The following is a 19,831-nucleotide window of genomic DNA, read 5'->3' as shown; positions in this document are numbered from 1 at the left end:
TGGCTATCTGGCACAGCATGACTCGCGCACCACCAGCTCCACCGGGATGATGTCACTCTGGACATTCTCCCCGCCTTCTATGGAATAGATTAACATGTCGGCGGCCTTGCTGCCAAGTGCATATGTATTTTGCCTGATCGTGGTTAGCGCCGGCGTCAAATACCGGGACATCTGAATGTCATCGAAGCCGACCAACGAGATGTCTTCAGGCACACTAAGCCCGTGGCGCTTGATCGCGTTCATGGCTCCTACGGCCAAATTATCGCCCGCAGCAAATACAGCGGTAGGCCGAGACTTGGCCCGCAGCAGTTCTTCCATCGCCGCTTCCCCACTCTCCACCGTATAATCATAGCTGGCTTGTACAATATGCTCCGGTCGTATAGGCAAACCGAGCTCCTGCATCGCTTCCAAGTATCCAGTTAGTCGCTGCCCTCCGGCAAAAGTTGGCCCTCCGCCCAGGTGAGCAATATGCCGGTGGCCCAAGCCATACAGGTACTTCACCGCCTGCCGGCTGCCCTCCACATTGTCAGAGCACACTTTACTCTTGACCGTGGATTGCTGATCAAGCAGCACACATGGCAGAGTAGCGTTCAACAGTTCTTCATAGTAAGGATCGGTCGCATCCGGCAGGATCACCACAACTCCATCAATCCCGCGTATCTTGCAATGCTCCAGATAACCGTGCTCCCTACCTCCAATATCTTTGGACAAGAACATGAGATCATATCCTTTGGCGGTGGCTACTTGCTTGAAGCCTTCAATAACGCCCCCGAAGAAGGGATGCAGAATCCCCGCACCAGAAGGCTCAATATATAACACGCCGATAGTCCATGAGCGCTTGGTCGTTAATGAGCGGGCATGTCCATTAGGAATGTATCCAAGCTCGGCGGCTGTATCCAAAATTTTGCGACGCGTCTTCTCACTGACATCGGAGTAGCCATTGAACACCTTGGACACCGTAGCCGCCGAAAAACCCGTTGCCTGCGCAATATCATATATGGTAATCAATGCTCTTACCTCCCGGGGCTTGTTCAACTTGGACACCTTGGACACCATGTTCACCAAGTTATAAGCCCATCCTCTCTAGCTAATCATTGGCAATTGTAGCCGCGAGCTTGCGAGAAGTCAACCATTTGGACTCAAACACTGTGTTCACAAAACCGGAGGAACCGCTTCTGGATATGAAGTTGAATGCTTGAATGAGGTTGAGTGAGATTGAGTTAGATTGAATAGGGTTGAGATCTACCCGTCAAGTCATTTAACAGGAAATCCTCCCACTAAAACTCCCTCTTCGCTCCATAATTAACTATTAGCTGGAATTCCTCCATATAAATTCGCAGAAATCGCCAAATATAGGCCCATAACACGGATTTATAGGGAGCTTTTCCAGTTAAATATGAAAAACCAACCTATTTCCCGAAATTAGCAGGAGGATTTCCCACTAATGTGCCACGAGCACCCGGAGAGCCAACAAAGCACCAACTAACCAACTAATTGTGCTCTAGCACCTAGAGAGTGAACACCTACCAAGGACCGCAGCACCTAGGAAATGCACACACCCACTAATGCGCACCATCTACCAAAGAGCCAAGCACTCCAATCATATATATCCTCACCAAAGGATCGCTCCCACGAGTGAAACCCCCAAAGATAGGGAACACTCCATGTAAATTCGATGAAAAAAGGAGCAAATCACCTTGAGTCAATACGAGGATAAGACCGCCGCAGATTTTGAATACGAACGCTACAAGCTGTTGAAGGAGTATCGTCCCGAGAACGATATCCCGAACGACGATCTCCTACCCCATGATACCCAAGTGGTTCAAGGAATCAGCGAGTCTCTGCTGAGCGAAGCTGAGGACTCTCCAAGCGAGCAGCAGCGTAAGGATTAACTACAATCACCGATCGCCCTTGTAAATCTTGAACTTGCTGACCAATTCCTGCAATTGTTCAGCCAACAGGCTGAGGTCAGCCGAGGAAGAAGCCATCTCTTCCAGCGAAGCCAATTGTTCCTGGGCGGCAGCGGAGATCGTTTGCGTATTCCCTGCCGCTTCTTCCGACAGATGGCGAATTTGCTCCATCGCCACCCGCGTGGTTCCCGCTTCCTCCGCAACCTGCTGCATCGCATTAGCCGCATTCTGCATAACATCGGCGGCTTCGACCACCGACTTGCTAATCGTGCCAAACGATTCGCCAGACAGGCTAACTGCCTCGATCCCCTCCGTCACCTTGCCCTTAACATCCGCCATCGTAGCTACCGTCCGCTTCATTTCATCGCCAATTTGTACAATCAGCTCCCGAATTTGATCCGCCGAATGTGCCGATCCTTCTGCAAGCTTCCGTACCTCTCCAGCAACAACCGCAAACCCGCGGCCCTGCTCACCGGCTCGTGCGGCCTCAATAGACGCATTCAGTGCCAGCAGATTGGTCTGCTGAGCGATTCCCGCCATCAATACGGCAATATCACCAATTTCAGCGGCCCGTATATTCAGTGAGTTCACCACCTCAGCTAACTCGTCTACCGTTACATCAATGCTGCGAATCTGCTGCTCCGTCGTCTCCACAAGCTGCGTTCCTTGCTTCGCTGAGGCTGCCGTCCCTGACATTACCCGGGTAATTAAATTCACGTTGCCAGAAATATAGTCCAACTGCTGAGACATCGTATCTACGCTGCTTGCCCCACTTTCCACACTTTGAAGCTGCTGCTCGCTACCGGCCGCAACATCCTGTATCGCTATGGTGACATGCTCGATGGCCTTGGTCGTTTGCTCCGTTCCCGCAGACAATTGCTCCGACGAAGCGGATACATTGTCCGTCATCTCCCGGACTCCCGTAATCATCTGACGCAGATTGTCCACCATCACTTGGAAGTTCGCAGCTAGCTCACCGATTTCATCCTGCTTGAAGCCATCCAGCTCTTCCGTTAAATCGCCTTGTCCCAGCACCGCCGTCGCCTTCTTCAAACGGTGCAGCGGAGATACAATAGAGCGGATATTGAAGAAGGTGAGCACGGCTCCGCCAAGCAATGAGAGCAACAAGACGAGAGCAGCGGTATCGCGAATAGCTGATGTCTCCTCAGTAACCTCACCTTCACTCATCGTTCCCCCGATTCTCCACCCGGTCAACTCATTTTTGTGGAAAGCCATCTTATATTTCTGCTCTCCCACCATGTAGTCAGTGATTCCTTGGTTCTGCGCAAACATCGAAGCAACGTAGCCCTCCTGAGATACCTGGCCAACGCCCCCCTCCGGATGCACGAGCACCTGCTTGGCGTCGTCTAGCAGAAGGATGTACCCTTCCTCCCCCACCTTCATGCTAATCGTTTCTGATATCCCCGTTAAATCAAGATCCAGCGCAATTACCCCTTGACCGTCTTCCATTAGCTTCGAGATGGAGACGACCGGACTTCCGTCCACGGACATATATACCGGTGAAATAACAGCATCCGAGCTATTCGTAGCCAAGGCATACCACCCCCGGGTTCTAGGATCAAAGTCTGCGGGCAACTCCTGATCAAGCCCCAGCAAGGTTGCACCGCTCTCCGTTCCCACGTAGAGATTGAGCACGTCCTTATGTATGGCCAGATATTCCTTAAAGCGCTCTCTGACCGGACCCGCGCCTTCTGTAACCTCCTCATCCACACCTTGTGTGTTCAAGACGCTTGCAAAATAATCCAGATCGGTCACTCTGGCACCGATATTTTGAGTAAGAATGGAATCCGCCGTATTTACACTTTCCTCCGCGCTATGCATCAGTGCTGCTTCAATACGGTTGCTTGCCGTCCAATAGGTAACCCCTCCAATAATCAGGCTGGGTACGAGCAGAACAATTGCAAAGGTAAGTATCAGCTTTCGTCGTATAGATAATGACATTTTTTTATTCATGGTAAATCCCCCTTAGATGACTTGCACGTTGCATATGCATTTACAACCAACATAAATCAATTTGTTTTTGTAGATCAATGTCGAAATATGACGTTATTTTTCTAAAAAATGAACAATCTAAGGCAGAATGTAAAAAAGGGCCTTATTCGGCCCGGTATACCCTGTTTCGTCCCGCCTCCTTCGCTTGATAGAGAGCTTGATCCGCCTTCGTCACCAGTTGTTCGCCCGGGATGTCGGGATAGGTCGCACTCCCTGCTGAAATCGTCAGTTGCAGCTCTTCTCCATCATCCAAAATGAAGCGGTGCTGTTCTACCGTGCTGCGCAGACGCTCGGCAATCGCCGTGATCTGCAGGGCACTGCAACGATCCACCAGAATGAAGAATTCTTCCCCTCCCTTGCGGGATATTTGATCTCCCGGACGGAATGTCTCCCTCAGAACGTCGGCGAATTGCCTCAGCACGGCGTCCCCTGCCGGATGACCATACGTATCATTGACATGCTTGAAATAATCAATATCCACGATGAGTAAGGTGAAGGGAATATGATCACGCTTAGCCACTGCTATCTTCTGCTCGATGATGACTTCAAACGCTCTGGAATTGAACAAGCTCGTTAAGAAGTCACGGTTGGCGGCTTCTTCCATCATCTGCACCGAATCCTCGGCTTTGCGCAAGTGACTTATCATAAGATAGATGAAGATCCCCGCAATCAGAAGCAGCAGCATGTACACCGCGATATCCTTCCAGGAACCGGGCTCAAGCAGAATACTTAGCAAAATCCCCGTGTTCAACGCAGACAATACTAAGGCCACCAGCCAACGCTTGAACGTGATGGTTTTTCCCCGTAAGATGATCAGTCCGCACAATAAAGTTATAGGCGCGTGGAGAGCTCCAATCAGGGAAGAGCCAGCCACCCCTTGTAGATAATTCAGTCGGTAGAGGCCGATAATAGCTGTAGTAATGACCCCGGACACACCTCCTCCCAATGAGATGGAGATTAGGATGGGCAATTGCCGGAAGTCTGCGACTGCGCGCGAGGATAGTGGAAAGGTATAGTTCATAAGCAACACGCCAAGCACCCCGAGTACGACGCCAAGCAGCAGGCGGGTATAGGCTGTATTCTCCGAGCGGCTAAGCACCTTGCTTCTCACAATATGACCCAGGTAAATAAATGTCGTCAGCAACATGAAATTGTTGAATAAGTCCTGCAGCATCTGAATTACCTCTCTGATGTCAATTTACAGTGATGTTAGCATACCATAATGCACCGTTAATTATAAATTCCGCTCATACTATAATGCCGTCTTCCATGTTATAATGCGCATAGATGAAAGGGTGAACGGGAATGAACGACGAGGCTGCGCTTCAGGTGCAAGAGCCTGTACAAGTATGCCTGCTGGCTGGGAAAATCATGCTGCAAAGTGGTGCGGAGACTTACCGTGTGGAAGATACAATGACACGCATGGCCGATGCGCTCGGGCTTCACGGAGCTGATAGCTTTGTGACGCCAACCGGAATTTTGTTTCAGTCTGGCGAAGCGGACTCGGCCAAGCTGATTCGAATTGTAGCCCGTACCACCGACTTGCAGAAGGTATCCGCCGTGAACAATGTCTCTCGCAAGCTTGGCAACGGAGAGATGACCTCCGAAGAAGCCTATGCTGAACTTCTGGAGATTGAACGGGTTAAGCCTGCTTATCCCATGTCTATGCAAATTGCAGCAGCCGCTATATCCAGCGGCTGCTTTACCTTGATGTTCCGCGGCTCATTGGCCGATTTCCTGCCCGGCATCGTTTGTGGCGGTCTGGGCTTTGCCGCTTTTTTGCTGTTGCATCGTCTTGTGAAGGTTAAGTTTTTTGCCGAATTTATAGCATCGCTGCTCATCGGCCTGCTTGCCGTATTACTAGTGGAGCTTCACATCGGACGCATGCTCGACAAGGTGATCATCGGCTCCGTCATGCCCCTTGTGCCCGGCTTGCTCATTACCAATGCCGTTCGAGATTTGATGGCCGGACATCTTGTATCCGGCTTGTCCAGGGGAGCTGAAGCCTTCCTGACCGCCTTTGCGATCGGCGCCGGTGTGGCCGTCGTATTCACTTTACTTTGACAAACCTGGCTCCACGCCATGATCGTTGGAATTAAAGGTTGCCGGAAGGAGTAGAACTTACCTTATGTATTGGATCATCCATCTTATCGCCAGCTTCATAGCCTCTGCCGCCTTCGCGATTCTGTTCAACGCCCCCAAGCGCACGCTGCTGCAATGCGGGGTATCCGGCGTAATTGGCTGGATGATATACCTGCTGCTGCTCAGCATGGGTATGGAGGCCGTCTTCTCGACCGTAGCGGCCACCTTCCTGGTCGGTGTAGCGGGACAGTTCTTTGCCAGATGGTACAAGGAACCCGTGATCATCTTTAGCGTAGCTGGTATTATCCCGTTGGTTCCCGGCGGACTTGCCTACGATGCGATGCGGCGATTTGTAGAGAATGAATATAATCTGGCCGTTCAGTTGGCCGCCCAGGCCTTCCTCCTCTCAGGTTCGATTGCCATCGGACTGGTTCTATCAGAAGTGCTGGGACAACTCCTCATTCGGCGCAAGCCTCTGCGTATTCAGGTAAATCGCCAGCAACAATAACAGTGTGGAGCGGGGAACTTACACAAATAGAGGTTGTTCAAAAAGTCATCTTTCCAGAACGAAGCAGTTCGAGAAGCAGGTTCGACATCGAATCTTGAATTCAGCCGGGACTTCCGTTGCTCACGTACCCACTACGTACGCTCCGCTACTCAGTCCCTAGCTTCATCCAACCTTCTTGGTCCTGTAAACCCGACTTTTTGAACTTACACAAATAGAAAGAAGTGAACAGCAAGAAATGATCGGCGATATCATCTTGGAAGTTGTTTTACCTATCTTTGTCCTGATTGGCCTTGGTTCTCTCATGCAAAGAGCATTCAGAATGGACCTGTACACCCTCGCCAAAATTAATTTCTATTACGTGACCCCGGCCGTAGTATTCCTGAGTATGTATGAATCGGAAATGTCGCCGGAGCTACTGGGGAGCGTAACCGGCTTCTATATCCTGTATGTACTGCTGCTGCTGGGCATCAGCCATCTCGTTAGCCGACGCTTCAAATTCGGTAAGGGCATGCGTGCGGCCTTCGCCAACAGCCTGATCCTTGATAACTCCGGCAATTACGGAATGCCGATTAACCAACTGGCCTTCAGGGGCGATCCTCTTGCCGCCTCCGTTCAGGCACTCGTCATGACCTTCCAGAGCCTGGTCACATTTACGTATGGTGTGATGAGCGTCCAGCGGGCCAAATCCGGCGGCACACTGAGAGCCGCCCTGATTGGCTTCCTCAAGATGCCCGTTCCCTATGCGCTTGTACTTGGCATGCTGCTGCATGTTCTGGATTGGCCCCTGCCTTACTTCATGTCCAAGCCGCTGGCCTATATTGCCGATTCCATGGTCGCCATAGCCCTGCTCACCCTGGGAGCGCAAATCATCAAGTACCCGCTCAGGCTGGACAGACTGGACGTCTACATCAGCGTTGCTTTGCGACTGTTGATTGGACCAGCAATAGGTTATCTCCTCATTGTCCTGTTAGGTTTGAAGGGAATTCCCGCTCAAGCTTTGCTTATCGCCTCAGGTATGCCGAGCGGTGTCAACAGTACCATTCTGGCCGAAGAATACGATAATGAACCGGACTTCGCCTCGCAGACTGTCCTGATTTCAACCATTCTTAATCTGATTACTGTGACCGTACTCATCTCTTTATCCCAATATGTAGGTTAAGCCAAGCTCATCCTGCAACGAACCCCTCCGCTGGTGGCGGAGGGGTTCGTTGTTAACATTTTCTCAGGTACATGATTTGCTACTTACGCTCATACTCCATTTGATGCAGTTCGCGAATAAATCGTTGCAGCAAATGGCTATCCTGATGGCCCAACCCGTGCTGATTTTCCTTGGTGATCATCTGGCCAATCCGTTTCTTCAGCAATTCACTACGGCGTTCTAACGCTTCCCCTTGACTCAATAGCTTCCACTCCCTTTGGGTTCTCTCTTCTGTATAAGAGGTAGTTCCAGAAAGTCATCCCAAACTGTACACCCGACTTTCAGAACACGTACTTTAAGAGGTTGTTCAAAAAGTCGTCTTCCCAGAACGAAGTTGTTCGAGAAGTGGGTTCGACATCGAATCTTGAATTCACCCGGGCCTTCCGGTGCTCACGTACCCACTACGTACGCTCCACTCCTCAGTCCCTAGCTTCATCCAACCTTCTTGGTCCTAGAAATTCGACTTTTTGAACACGTACCTTAAGTATAAAAGTCCAAGGGATTTATGGGAAAACCAATTAAAAACGCTCTATCCCGAGATGATCCAAATTTTCGGCAGCACATAAATTCATCACCTGCCTTACATACATATCCTCTAAAATACTGCCTCATCCTCAGCATACCTTTACTGCGATAAAGTTAATTTCCTTATATTACCTAATATATGATTCATTAACCATCCGCTCTCCTACAGGACTCCCCTAATCGCTACCACAACACAACCATCTTGGGGTATACTGTGCTTTGAGACACAGGGAAGGAGCAGGAATGTGCCAGACCATAAGACAAGCTTAAGCAATCATGGAATTTTTTTTGATGTAGATGATACGTTGTATGATCATCTGGAGCCTTTTCGCACAGCTATGGATAAGGTGTTACTTCACGGGCAGGACTTCCCGTTCGAGACCGCTTATCAGCGAATGCGTTATTACAGCGACTTGCTGTCCACTGAAGCGGGAGGGACACCTACGGAAAGCAAGGTAATCGAGGAGATGCGGATAGAGCGCTTCGTCCGAACCCTGGCCGAATTTGATATGACCTTAACCAAGGAGCAAGCTGCTGCTATCCAAGCGGCCTATATAGATTGCCAATTTCGCATTCGCCCGTTTGAGGGAGCGGAGCAACTCATTCGCAAGCTGCAGATGCTGGGAGCGACCGTCGGTCTGATTACCAATGGTCCGGCCGAGCATCAATGGAAGAAAATCCGCATTCTTGGAATTGATCGCCTCATCCCGGCAGACCTGATATTTATTTCCGGGGCCGTGGGTCTCACCAAGCCTGATCCCCGATTATTCGAGCATGTTGCAGCCAAGCTCAAGCTAACCGCCGGGCAATGCTGTTATATTGGCGATTCCTGGCGCAATGATGTGGTAGGCGCTGCCGAGGCCGGATGGCGTATGCTCTGGTTCAACCATCGCGGAGTCCAGCCTGAATCCCAGGCGCGTCCACATGAGCCCGCCGCAAGCTATACTGAGCTCTCCCGGCTACTATTGGGAGAATAAAATAAACCGCTGAGCCGGTGACTATATCTTCCGGTTCAGCGGTTTTCCCACCCTTTTTCCCCTTGGTTAATTACCTCAGGATGCGCTGTCTTTAACCTCTTGAGGGATCTTGATTTCAGCAACTTCATTATAGTTGGAGAACTTGTTCACCATTACCATATCCATTTCTATCTTCCGTCCGTCCATATCCATATTCGCCTTGATGACCACATCTGACTGAACGGGATAGAAGTTATCTTTGTTAACAGCATATTTCATACTAATCTCTTGAATTTCCATCTGATTTATCATTTCCCCAAGTTCGTCATTTCCTCCACCAGACTGACTCATCAACGATTTAGCCAATTCCTTGACGCCCTCACCCAATACTTCAGCCGTAAGCACATATTCTGTTCCTTCATCAGCAATGTTAACCTTGTCGGTAATTGATTTGAACTGCTCAAGCTGGTTCTCAGGAGCCACTGTTTCCTCTACCCCGGCAACCAACTCATCCCTCAACTCGTCGGGATACTTCACCCATGCTCCAGCTATACTTGAATAAATACCTTCATCGGTAATATATTGCTTGATCTCACGTTCCCCAGTGCTGCTGGACATGTTAATGACCTGATAGACTCCCAGTGGTTCTCGGGTAGAGTCAACCTTCACGGTGATGCCCACTTTCTCATTGGTTTGCTCGGTCCCATACGTCAGCACCATATCTTGCTGCACATCTGCCTCCATGGTAAAGCTTTTCACACCCGCGCTGGCCTCCAATGTTTTTTGGATCAGTTCCTCCAGCGTAATGTCATCCTTCTTCACCTCGACTTGCTCTTCCTGCTTCTGGTTAGCCGAGTTCGTTCCACCTTGAACCGCTTCCGCTTGACCCGATGCTGTCGGCTCTGTATCCTGCCCGCAAGCAGTCAGCCCTATTGCCAGTATGATTCCCAATAGTCCTGCAGTCCATCTTCTCACTTTCGTTGTCCTCCTTAGGAACGAATTCAGCACTCCATGACATCCAATCTACATGCTGAAAAGTCTAATTTGAATATTGAAAATATTCATTATTGATCATATTAAACAACGGACTTGGCTGATTACAGGGGACAAAGTCCAATTTCCTCCCTATTAAGGTCCTGTTTCTTTGGTTAATTTGAACTAAACTTAACTCAAAAAGCCATTGATCGACATATACGACAGTAGATTCCTTTAATTTGCCATGATAAAATTATGGATATCATTGGAAAGTTAAGGTATACATCCGTATTTAATAAGGAGATTGTTATGAACGGATTCCTTTTATTAATTCCATTTCTACTCATCAGATTTGGACTTTTAAGCCTGCTAGACAAGGATGGGCTAAAACGTGCCGCATTCTTCGCTCCGCTGATTGGAGGAGAGCGGACTGCCTACTGGTGTTATCAGATTTCGAACCTTCTAATCTTGATCTACCCGTTCTTCCTGAAGGTTACGACTGAGAAAGCTTGGTTGTATGCTGGATTGGCCACCTACGGATTAGGTATATTGCTGTGCCTTGTATCCGTATTTAATTTTGCCAGCCCGGCGGCAAATGGCATGAATCTTGAAGGATTGTATCGACTCTCCCGCAACCCGATGTATATAGCTTACTTTATTTATTTTTTGGGTTGTGCGTTGCTTACACAGTCCTTACTACTATTTGTAGTCGTAATGGTCTTTCAAATATCAGCACATTGGATCATCCTGGCCGAAGAGCGATGGTGTCTGCAACAATTTGGACAACAGTACAAACACTATATGAGCAAAGTAAGGCGTTATATTTAGAGTTATAAAAAAACACGGGGAGCATCGGCATCATGCCAACGCTCCCCGTAGTTCATCGCAATTGCAAAATATCCACGCCGTACGGCTCAAGTTGCAAGGTCCTGTCCCGATCCAGCCCATAGAGCACGCTGTGGTAATCCGCATTCAGCGTCACCTGACGTGCCTCACGACACAGATTCAACACGAACAGGAAGCTTCCGGCTTCCCCGCTTCTAGCCGCCACTTGTACGCCATCCGGCAAATCCGTAGCCGGGCTGCCGATCCCGCGCATCTCGGTAATCTGACCTAATAGCCGCTTCAGATAAGCTTCCTCCGGGTGAATGCCCAGATAGTACACCTGTCCTTGCCCATAGCTATTTACCGTTACAGCAGGAAGCCCGCGATAATAATCCTCATCATAGAACGCTAGGGGCTCCGCACCCTTCAGGTGCAATAAATCGCACCATTGCGTCCCCGAGTAAGTATGCCCTTCCGCATCCACAATGCGATGAGCGTCTTGCCCGATGGGATCATACTCGTCCACAGTCACCCCCGCTGCGGTAGCAAGCAGCCCTGGCAGTGGCATCATTACATGCTGATTATTCATATACTTAGCCCCGGTACGCGTCGTCAAGATCAGTGTGCCTCCTGACTGCGCAAAGGCTTCCAGCTTGGCAGCCATCTCCGGATTCATCAGATACAAACCCGGTGCGATCACCAACTTGTATCCCTGCAAATCCTCGGTCCATTCCAGCGCATCACAGCCAATGCCCAGCTTCGTCAAGGCCCGGTGAAAATCCTTAATATTCTCGTAGTAATCCAGCCCTTCTGCCTGCGGCTGAATACGTAGCGCCTCCAATTGCTCATGGGACAACAAAATGGCTACCTCATGCTGCGGTGCTGTTCCCTCCAACGTATCAGATAGGGCATTGACCTCGCTGCACAGTTCCGAGAACTCGGTAAACCTACGTCCTAGCACATTGCTGTGATCAATGATTCCGTGCCAGAACTGTTCCGCCCCTATTAGAGCAGAGCGCCAGCGAAAGTGAACAACGGTATCCGCGCCCTTGGCAATCGCTTGCCAGGCGTAGGCCCGAATCAGGCCAGGGTAAGGAGCGCGCCATGTCGGGAACCAGGCCCCCGGCGGTCCGCTAAGCTGCTCCATAATCCAAAAGTTGCGGCGTTTGACCCCGCGTGTCACATCCAAAGACAATGCTCCGCTGTAGGGGGCCGTAGCCTGCTTGGCCGGATTCGTGTTCGGATAGTAATCGAAGGAGGCCACATCCAGCTCCGCACCAATTCGGTACAAATCCAGGCGCTGCGGATAAGAATGCAGATTATGCGTAACAAAATGGCCCGGACAATATTTACGCAAAATTTTGATCTGCTCGCTTTGGAATTCCGTAATGGCATCCCACTGGAAGCGAGTGAAGTCAAGCAGATAGGAAGGATTCTGATGTCGGGAGCCCCCATAGGGAACCCCTACCTGACTCCAGGCATTGTACTCCCCGCTCCAGACCACCGTACCCCATTCCCGATTGACGTTCTCCAGCGTGCCATACTTGCGTTCCACCCACTCGCGAAAACGAAGATTACACGTATCGCAATGACAATCAATCACCCAGAATTCATTGTCCGTCTGCCAGCCGATGACAGCAGGATGATCTGCGTAACGGCAGGCCATCGCCTCCACGATGCGAGAGCCATGTTGGCGCAGCGATTCGCTGTTATAACACCGATGCCCCCGAACCCCGGGATGGTTGATGTGCCCGCTCGCATCCACCGGCAGAATATCCGGGGCCAATTCCGTCAGCCAGCGTGGTGGTGTATTCGTAGGTGTGCCCAGAACGACCTGAATCTGATGCGCGGCAAACAGATCTATAGCCTGGTCCAGCCATTCAAACGCAAATTGTCCCTCCGACGGCTCCAGACGGCTCCAAGCGAATTCCGCCAGCCGAACCACCTTCACCCCCGTAATCTCCATCAATCGAATATCCTCTTCCCAAAGCTCCGGCTCCCAGTGCTCCGGGTAATAGACAACTCCGATTTGAACTTGATCCAGCTTGGTTGTTGGCTTCATTATTGATCCCCCTTAAATAGGAAGAACCACCTCTCCCTTCTTCCCAGAGAGGTGGCTTACCTCATATCACTATTATCCTATTTTAACTTGTCCCAAGCTGCTTGCATATTTTTCTGCCAATTTTCCACATCACTCTTACCTGCCAGGTATTGCTGAATGGCACTGCCGAATTCTTGAGCAACTCCATCCGGATATTTCCCGGCTTGGTGAGCATAGATTTTGCCTTCCTCTACGTAGTTCACCAAGTCCGTAGCGATAGCTCCCATGTCCTCAGGAGTAGCTTCAATGGTCGTCATCGCCGGGATGAATTTGAATTTCTTTACGATGTATTCCTTGCCCGCATCGGAAGTAACCAGCCAGTTCAAGAAGGTTTTTGCTTCTTCTTTGGCATCCGAGTCCTTGTTCACGACCAGGTTCACCGGAACGCCGATGGTGACTCTGCTCGTCTTCTCGGCATCATCACTAATAGCCATAGGGAGTACACCAATATTCATGCCCGGTGTAATACCATCGATCATCGTTTGCGCCCAGTTCCCTTGTTGCATCATGGCCACTTCTCCATTAGCGAACATAGTTACCTGCGTATTATAGTCGGTGGTAAGTGGGTTTTTGTTACCATAATCCAAGGTTAACTTCATCAACTTGGCCCAATCGGCAAAATGCTGGTTGCCAACGATGGAAGAGGTTCCTTCATTCAAGCCTTTAATAAAGCCATCAACATCATCCTGGTTAGCAAAAGCAACACTGATCCCCTGGCTACCTACCAGCCACCATTCTTGATAAGCATTGGCGAAAGGCATAATACCTGCGGCTTGCAGTTTCTTTGCTGCCTCTTCCAGTTCCGAATAGGTTTGTGGCGGGTCAGTAATCCCTGCTTGTGCAAACAAATCTTTATTGTAGACAAAGCCAAATCCCTCAAGATCAAGTGGCAAGCCATAGACCTTGTCCCCTTTGGTAATCGCTTCAGCCGCCAGCGGCACGAGGTCGCCTACCCAAGGTTGGTCAGACAAGTCTTCCAACTTCTCTTCCCACATATCTAATTTGGCATATCCGTTGTTGGAGAAAATATCAGGAGCATCGCCGGAAGCAAACTTTGTTTTCAAGGCTGCATCGTAATCCGCACCCCCGCCCACCGTCTGGATGTCCAGCTTGATGTTAGGGTATTCCTTCTCAAACTCTACCTTCAATTCATTAAGGCCTTCCACAATCTCGGTTTTAAATTGGAAGATCGTGACCGTCTTCTGTTCCTGCTTACCACTGCCTTGACTTTCTCCACCCGTATTGGTACCGTTTGCAGAATTTCCGTTGCCACAAGCGGCAACAAGTAATGACATTATTAATAAAACAGATACCATCATAAGATTCTTAGGCTTCTTCATCATCTAATTCCCCCTAAATCTGTTTTTAATATATTGGAACAGCGGGCCGGGATCAACCCTTGACCGATCCCGCTGCGATTCCCTCAACAATGTAACGCTGTAAGAACAAGAAGAAGATAACAACTGGCGTAATCCCTAATACCAGAGCCGGGAGCGCAATGTCCCATTGCTTGCTGTATTGCCCGAAGAATGAAAAGGTAGCGAGCGGTATCGTCCGCATTTCCGGACGTTGCAAGATTAATGAAGGCAATAGATAGTCATTCCATACCCACAAGCAATTCAACACAATAGTTGTCATCAGCATCGGCTTCAACATGGGGAGCACAATGCGGAAGAATACACTGATTCCTGTACAACCGTCAACGGTAGCTGCTTCCTCAATCTCCCGCGGAATGGATTTAACGAATCCATGGAAGAGGAAGACGGCCATGGGTGCTCCTAAACCAAGGTAAGTCATAATGAGTCCAAAATGCGAATTATTGACTCCCAGTTCATTCACGACTCGCAATAACGGCATCATGATCGTCTGGAAAGGAATAACCATGGATGCAATAAACAGCATGAACAAAATGCGGTTAAACAAAGTGTTGGAACGCACCATGCGGTAGGCGCCCATAGCGCTGATTAATGCTAACACGCCTACACTGATCACTGTAATAATCAGAGAGTTAGTAAAAGCTTGGGGAAATCGGGTGAGCTCCCAGGCTTTTGCATAGTTCTCCCACTGAATTACCTTAGGCCAACTCGCTGAATCCGACATGATCTCCCCGAAAGGCTTGACCGAATTGACAAATAAGAAATAGAAAGGAGAAAGGAAGACCAAAGCAACGATGCCCATAATAATCTCTGTCGTTAAGAGTCTGCCAGTATATTTCTTCATCACGCTTCGACCTCCTTGCTCTTCGTCAGACGAACCTGGAACATGGTAATGACTGCCACAATGACGAAGAACAGAATCGCCTTGGCCGTTCCCAACCCATAACGGTTATTTTGGAAAGCTTCATTATAAATGTTCATCGCTACAGACTCCGTAGATTTGAACGGTCCGCCCTTTGTCAATGAAAGGTTGAGGTCGAACATCTTAAAGGCCCAAGAGATAGCCAGGAACAAGCAGATCGTAACCGCAGGCATAATCAACGGTATAATGATGCTGCGCAGTATTTGCCAGCGACTTGCACCGTCAATCTCAGCAGCCTCCATGACCTCGGAAGGAACATTGGTTAAGGAGGAAATGTAAATGACCATCAAATATCCGGCCGTATGCCAGACAAACACAATCATAATTCCCCAGAACCCGGTTGTGGCATCCCCCAGCCAAGGAAGACCAAAGAAGGACCACCCGGTCAACTCATACACCGTGTTAAAACCTTTGATAAAAATAAACTGCCAAATGAATCCTAGCAACAGGCCACCAATGACATTAGGCATAAAGAATATCGTACGCATAATGTTCCGCAGCTTCAACCCTTTGGTCAAAAAATAAGCAAGGAAGAAGCCAACCACATTCGTAAGCACAATGCCCACTACGGTAAATTTGGTCGTAAACCAGAAGGAAGACCAGAAATCAGGATCGTTTGTAAATATAATTTTGAAATTGTCCCACCCTACCCAATTTACTGTGCTCGCCACGCCATTCCAGTCGGTCATTGCATAATACATACCAAGTAAGAATGGAACTACCATGATGATGATAAAGAACAAGAGCACGGGTCCTACAAAAAATAACTGAAGTCCCAGTTCAGACGCTCTTTTGTTATTCATGGCGCAGCCCCCCTTTCTTTCTAACGAATAACTGTTGTATTGTTATTATGACTTGGGGCAGCAACTAAACACACCTACAAATGTGAACACTCAGGTGGAAATTATTGATCGGGAGAATCGGAATACTTATGAAATGGAACAGCATCCGGACCAAACTGATTGTCTTCATGCTTCTTGCTACAACCATCCCTATTGTTGCAACGATGGTCGTCACTTATTACTACACCGCACATTCATTGAAAGCCCGCGTTGCGGCAGAAGACGTCAATCTCCTGTACCAAGGGGGGCGTAATCTGACCAATTTGCTTGACGATATCAACCGTACCTCATCAAATATTTATAATATTTCGAATCTGGTGCAAGGAGGCTACGAAGATGTCCAAAGCAATTCACGGGTATATGCTGTCCTATCCAATATCTCTACTTCCGTGCCAGACATCTTCCAAATCTACCTTTACGAGAATAGTAGCCGGAAAGCTACTATTGTATCGCAAAATACACCTCAACGTAACTTCAACGTTGAACCTTATGCCGATGTAATTGGCGAGGGGCAAAAGAGCGTATGGGTTCAGCCCAGCCATATGAGCCATACTTACGGGCTGGTCTCCTTATCCTGGCGCTACCCTTCCGAGCCGGTATTTACCGTGCATCGCAAAATTGAAAAAGTGCCTTCCAGCAGCATTATTGGCTACTTATCGATCGATGTTAAATTATCTGCTCTGAGCGACATTGTCGATCAACTTTACGAGCAAAGCCGCGAGAAAATTTATATTCTGGATGACAACGGATATATCATCTATAGCGACGAGCAGAGCAAGATCGGCAACAAACTCGAAGAGAAATGGTACACCCAGCAAATTGCTGGGGTCAATACACCAAGTGGGAACTTTGAGACGGAGGGAAGTGTATTCGTCTATCACCAAATTTCAGGCGTGGGAGCTAACTGGACCTTGGTGAAGCAAGTCCCGGTGGCCTACCTGACCCAGACCGCCAACAAGACGGCGGGTATTAACCTGTTACTGCTGGCCGTGTCACTCATTTTCATCATTCTGGCCACGATTATCATTTCTCTAAGAATCACCGCCCCGATCAAACGGCTATCCAGCCATATGAACGAGGTACAACAGACAGGCAACCTGAATGTGGATGTATTGCCTGCCGGTAAAGATGAGATCGGTCTGCTCACCAAGCGCTTCCGGACGATGCTGGACACGATCAACAATTTTATCCTGAAGGAGTACAAGCTGGAATTGTCCAGCAAGAACAATCAACTCCGGGCCTTGCAGGCGCAGATTAATCCGCATTTTCTGAATAATACTCTGCAGATCATCGGTACGCTTGCTCTAGAGCTTAAGGTTCCGCAAATCTACACCTTGATCTCGGCACTGGCGAAAATGATGCACTACAGCATGCATAATGGCGACCGATTTGTGACCCTGAGGGACGAGCTTGAGCATGTCAAAGCGTACATGGAGTTGCAGAAGGAACGCTTCGAGGGACGTTTCTCCTTCACAGCGGATATTCCTCAAGAGCTGCTGCCCCTGCGAATGCCCAAGCTGATTCTCCAGCCGATTATGGAGAACTACTTCAAGCACGGCATTAATCGTTCCCAGGAGGATGGGCTTGTTGGCTTGCAGGCGTTCGAGGGCGAGGAAGGCTACGTTACAATTATTGCGTACAACAACGGAGCCCCGATCCCGCCCGAGAAGCTTGCGCTGCTACAACATAAGTTGGCCGAGGCAGCCGAGCACCCCGATGAGGAGGCTGCCACCGATTCGCAGACCTTGAAGACCGGGGCACCATCCTCCATCGGTCTGGTCAATGTGCTTACCCGCTTGCGTCTGGTCTATGGACAAGAGGCCTCCTTAACAGTCCATCCTCCCGAGGAAGGCGGCGTGCAAATCATACTGAGAATACCTGCGGTAGAAGCCGCACCGTACGATAGAGATGGAGAGTGAACGAGTATGAGAGCGTTAATTGTCGATGATGAAGTACGGGTTCGCAAGGCCGTGCGCTTACTGGTTGATTGGGAAAGCCACGGAATACGGGATATTGAAGAAGCCGGTGGGGGCAATGAAGCCATTGACTTCATCAAAGCCACCCCGCCGCAACTTATCATTATGGACATGATGATGGAATCGGGTCATGGTCTTGAACTGATGACCTGGGTACGCGAGCACGCCGGAAATGTGAAATTCATTGTGGTCAGCGGACATGACGATTTCGAATTTGTTCGCAGCACCGTGAGGCATGGAGGAATCGACTATATCCTCAAGCCTATCGATCCCGAAGCCATCAATGCCGCAGTAGCCAAAGCGGTGAGCCAGTGGCGAGAGGAGGAGCAGGGGCGTCTGGATATGCAGCACAAGAGCATCCGGCTCAATGAGTTCAAGCCCGTATACGGGGAGAAGCTGCTCTCCTCCCTGATTGATGATCCCGGCTCCGCCGAAGCTTCGTTGCGCCGCTTGCGGGAGGAAGGGGTTATTCCTGCCGATATCACATCTGCACGCCTGCTGCTCTGCCAGATAGATGCCGGAGATGCCATCCTCCAGCAACGGTTCGGGTATAATAGCGAGCTACTGCATTTCGCGCTGATCAATATCTGCAATGAATTTCTGCTGCCTGGACGAATGGGCATCGCGTTCAGGCATTGGGGCGCACCGCTGGAAATTTTGCTGCTCCTGTGGGAGCGGCCAGAGCAAGCCTTCGAGCAAGTAGAGCAGATCAATCGGGGATTGCATCACACCTTGCAACGGCGGCTGCATTTCGGACTAGGCCAGACAGGATCACTGCCCGCCAGCCTTCACCGGCAGTATAGCGAAGCGCTGGCCGTGCTACGCCGCCGCAATTTGCTTGAACCTGACCGCTTCATTCACACAGAAGTTCCAGAAGCACCCGCTACCGCATCCGGCAAGCTATCCTTAAGCTTTGCCAAGGTGCAGGAGGATTGGAAGCTCGCCGTCATGAGCTCCGATCCCGCACAAATGACCGCTGCCGCAGAGCGCTGGATCGATGAGCTTTGCCGCAGCGGCAAGGTGACTCCCGAACTGCTGGCCATTTGGAGGAACGACATTTTGTCGTTTCAGACGCGGCTCGTGCGGGAAGCCTTCGGCGAGCAGGCCGAGGCCATGCTTAAGGGGGGTTCCCTTGATGAATCAGACACTCCTGCACCAGCAGGTCTAGCCAATGTCCTGCCCAATCCTGATAGCTACACCTTCTCCCGCTATGTGTGGCGGGACTGGTCGTTGCAGGTCATTGAACAAACAGCCAAGCTGCTCTCCCGGCAGCCCGCCAAGGAGAAGCATACGATGGCTGATATCGTGCAGTATGTGGAACAGCATTATCAAGCAGACTTATCCTTGCAGGAAATCGCTGCGCAGTTCTATGTAAGCCGGGAATACGTATCCCGGAAGTTCAAACAGGAATTCGGTATTAATTTCTCCGACTATTTAAGCCAATATCGGATCGACAAGGCCAAGCTACTCATGGCCAACCCAAATCTGAAGCTGCACGAAATCGGCGAGATGGTCGGTTTCCGTGATGTGAAATATTTCAGCAAAGTGTTCAAGAAGCTGACGGGCGAGTCGCCACGGGACTTCCGCGGGAGATAACCTCGCCCGTGCCGCCAAGTGAATCA

17 protein-coding genes are annotated in these 19,831 nt (G+C 49.8%); 8 read left to right on the top strand and 9 right to left on the bottom strand.

Annotated features, from left to right (window positions below):
- Positions 1 to 3 precede the first annotated feature (3 nt).
- Entirely contained in the window at positions 4 to 1,008 is a 1,005-nt protein-coding gene (locus tag BN3279_RS12105; protein WP_059051812.1) for a LacI family DNA-binding transcriptional regulator, read from the bottom strand.
- A gap of 689 nt (positions 1,009 to 1,697) precedes the next feature.
- Here BN3279_RS12105 and BN3279_RS12100 point away from each other — a divergent pair.
- Entirely contained in the window at positions 1,698 to 1,892 is a 195-nt protein-coding gene (locus tag BN3279_RS12100; protein WP_059051174.1) for a hypothetical protein, read from the top strand.
- 6 nt (positions 1,893 to 1,898) lie between these two features.
- On the opposite strand, the gene BN3279_RS12095 is transcribed toward BN3279_RS12100, so the two are convergent.
- Complete coding sequence (locus BN3279_RS12095) at positions 1,899 to 3,884, bottom strand: methyl-accepting chemotaxis protein (RefSeq protein ID WP_059051172.1); 1,986 nt, start codon at positions 3,882 to 3,884, stop codon at positions 1,899 to 1,901.
- Positions 3,885 to 4,026: 142 nt separating this feature from the next.
- A complete protein-coding gene (locus BN3279_RS12090; protein ID WP_059051170.1) occupies positions 4,027 to 5,097 on the bottom strand; it encodes a GGDEF domain-containing protein in 1,071 nt (356 codons plus the stop codon).
- Positions 5,098 to 5,228: 131 nt separating this feature from the next.
- Here BN3279_RS12090 and BN3279_RS12085 point away from each other — a divergent pair, with 131 nt between their 5' ends.
- From BN3279_RS12085 to BN3279_RS12075, 3 genes are all read left to right on the top strand, one after another.
- Positions 5,229 to 5,987, top strand: a complete 759-nt coding sequence (locus BN3279_RS12085) for a threonine/serine exporter family protein (RefSeq protein ID WP_059051167.1) — start codon at positions 5,229 to 5,231, stop codon at positions 5,985 to 5,987.
- A gap of 64 nt (positions 5,988 to 6,051) precedes the next feature.
- Positions 6,052 to 6,513: a threonine/serine exporter family protein gene (locus BN3279_RS12080; RefSeq protein ID WP_059051166.1), complete on the top strand. Its 462-nt coding sequence runs from the start codon at positions 6,052 to 6,054 to the stop codon at positions 6,511 to 6,513.
- 235 nt (positions 6,514 to 6,748) lie between these two features.
- Positions 6,749 to 7,672: an AEC family transporter gene (locus BN3279_RS12075; RefSeq protein ID WP_059051165.1), complete on the top strand. Its 924-nt coding sequence runs from the start codon at positions 6,749 to 6,751 to the stop codon at positions 7,670 to 7,672.
- Between the two features lie 79 nt (positions 7,673 to 7,751).
- Here BN3279_RS12075 and BN3279_RS23995 read toward each other — a convergent pair whose 3' ends face one another.
- Positions 7,752 to 7,913, bottom strand: coding sequence for a hypothetical protein (locus BN3279_RS23995; protein WP_187377786.1), 162 nt, complete (start codon positions 7,911 to 7,913; stop codon positions 7,752 to 7,754).
- Positions 7,914 to 8,481: 568 nt separating this feature from the next.
- On the opposite strand from BN3279_RS23995, the gene BN3279_RS12070 reads away from it, so the two are divergent.
- Positions 8,482 to 9,213: an HAD family hydrolase gene (locus BN3279_RS12070; protein WP_059051163.1), complete on the top strand. Its 732-nt coding sequence runs from the start codon at positions 8,482 to 8,484 to the stop codon at positions 9,211 to 9,213.
- A 75-nt stretch (positions 9,214 to 9,288) separates the two neighbouring features.
- Here BN3279_RS12070 and BN3279_RS12065 read toward each other — a convergent pair whose 3' ends face one another.
- Positions 9,289 to 10,167 (bottom strand): DUF6612 family protein, encoded by an 879-nt coding sequence (locus tag BN3279_RS12065; RefSeq protein WP_059051161.1) that lies wholly within the window; start codon positions 10,165 to 10,167, stop codon positions 9,289 to 9,291.
- A gap of 309 nt (positions 10,168 to 10,476) precedes the next feature.
- Between BN3279_RS12065 and BN3279_RS12060 the strand changes: the two genes are divergently transcribed.
- Entirely contained in the window at positions 10,477 to 10,995 is a 519-nt protein-coding gene (locus tag BN3279_RS12060; RefSeq protein WP_059051159.1) for a methyltransferase family protein, read from the top strand.
- A 52-nt stretch (positions 10,996 to 11,047) separates the two neighbouring features.
- Here BN3279_RS12060 and BN3279_RS12055 read toward each other — a convergent pair whose 3' ends face one another.
- From BN3279_RS12055 to BN3279_RS12040, 4 genes are all read right to left on the bottom strand, one after another.
- Positions 11,048 to 13,054, bottom strand: a complete 2,007-nt coding sequence (locus tag BN3279_RS12055; protein WP_059051157.1) for a beta-galactosidase — start codon at positions 13,052 to 13,054, stop codon at positions 11,048 to 11,050.
- Positions 13,055 to 13,131: 77 nt separating this feature from the next.
- Positions 13,132 to 14,433 (bottom strand): ABC transporter substrate-binding protein, encoded by a 1,302-nt coding sequence (locus tag BN3279_RS12050; RefSeq protein ID WP_059051811.1) that lies wholly within the window; start codon positions 14,431 to 14,433, stop codon positions 13,132 to 13,134.
- 52 nt (positions 14,434 to 14,485) lie between these two features.
- A complete protein-coding gene (locus BN3279_RS12045; RefSeq protein WP_059051155.1) occupies positions 14,486 to 15,313 on the bottom strand; it encodes a carbohydrate ABC transporter permease in 828 nt (275 codons plus the stop codon).
- Positions 15,313 to 16,194 (bottom strand): carbohydrate ABC transporter permease, encoded by an 882-nt coding sequence (locus BN3279_RS12040; protein WP_059051153.1) that lies wholly within the window; start codon positions 16,192 to 16,194, stop codon positions 15,313 to 15,315. The genes BN3279_RS12045 and BN3279_RS12040 overlap by 1 nt, the downstream gene beginning before the upstream one ends.
- A 128-nt stretch (positions 16,195 to 16,322) precedes the next feature.
- On the opposite strand from BN3279_RS12040, the gene BN3279_RS12035 reads away from it, so the two are divergent.
- On the top strand, positions 16,323 to 18,152 hold the full coding sequence (locus BN3279_RS12035) for a cache domain-containing sensor histidine kinase (RefSeq protein WP_059051151.1): 1,830 nt from the start codon (positions 16,323 to 16,325) through the stop codon (positions 18,150 to 18,152).
- Between the two features lie 6 nt (positions 18,153 to 18,158).
- Positions 18,159 to 19,805 carry a response regulator transcription factor gene (locus tag BN3279_RS12030; RefSeq protein WP_059051149.1) on the top strand — a complete coding sequence of 549 codons (1,647 nt, stop codon included), beginning with the start codon at positions 18,159 to 18,161 and terminating at the stop codon, positions 19,803 to 19,805.
- Positions 19,806 to 19,831: the final 26 nt, after the last annotated feature.

It is taken from the genome of Paenibacillus senegalimassiliensis (assembly GCF_001486585.1).
Classification (GTDB): Bacteria; Bacillota; Bacilli; order Paenibacillales; family Paenibacillaceae; genus Fontibacillus; species Fontibacillus senegalimassiliensis.
The sequence above is the reverse complement of the archived record's forward strand: the minus strand, read 5'-3'. Positions and strand labels throughout refer to the sequence as shown.

Bases quoted from the DNA above. Each gene is read 5' to 3' on its own strand.
- BN3279_RS12095 (WP_059051172.1), bottom strand. From the start codon at position 3,884: ATGAATAAAAAAATGTCATTATCTATACGACGAAAGCTGATACTTACC.
- BN3279_RS12090 (WP_059051170.1), bottom strand. From the start codon at position 5,097: ATGCTGCAGGACTTATTCAACAATTTCATGTTGCTGACGACATTTATT.
- BN3279_RS12085 (WP_059051167.1), top strand. From the start codon at position 5,229: ATGAACGACGAGGCTGCGCTTCAGGTGCAAGAGCCTGTACAAGTATGC.
- BN3279_RS12080 (WP_059051166.1), top strand. From the start codon at position 6,052: ATGTATTGGATCATCCATCTTATCGCCAGCTTCATAGCCTCTGCCGCC.
- BN3279_RS12075 (WP_059051165.1), top strand. From the start codon at position 6,749: ATGATCGGCGATATCATCTTGGAAGTTGTTTTACCTATCTTTGTCCTG.
- BN3279_RS12060 (WP_059051159.1), top strand. From the start codon at position 10,477: ATGAACGGATTCCTTTTATTAATTCCATTTCTACTCATCAGATTTGGA.
- BN3279_RS12055 (WP_059051157.1), bottom strand. From the start codon at position 13,054: ATGAAGCCAACAACCAAGCTGGATCAAGTTCAAATCGGAGTTGTCTAT.
- BN3279_RS12050 (WP_059051811.1), bottom strand. From the start codon at position 14,433: ATGAAGAAGCCTAAGAATCTTATGATGGTATCTGTTTTATTAATAATG.
- BN3279_RS12045 (WP_059051155.1), bottom strand. From the start codon at position 15,313: ATGAAGAAATATACTGGCAGACTCTTAACGACAGAGATTATTATGGGC.
- BN3279_RS12040 (WP_059051153.1), bottom strand. From the start codon at position 16,194: ATGAATAACAAAAGAGCGTCTGAACTGGGACTTCAGTTATTTTTTGTA.
- BN3279_RS12035 (WP_059051151.1), top strand. From the start codon at position 16,323: ATGAAATGGAACAGCATCCGGACCAAACTGATTGTCTTCATGCTTCTT.
- BN3279_RS12030 (WP_059051149.1), top strand. From the start codon at position 18,159: ATGAGAGCGTTAATTGTCGATGATGAAGTACGGGTTCGCAAGGCCGTG.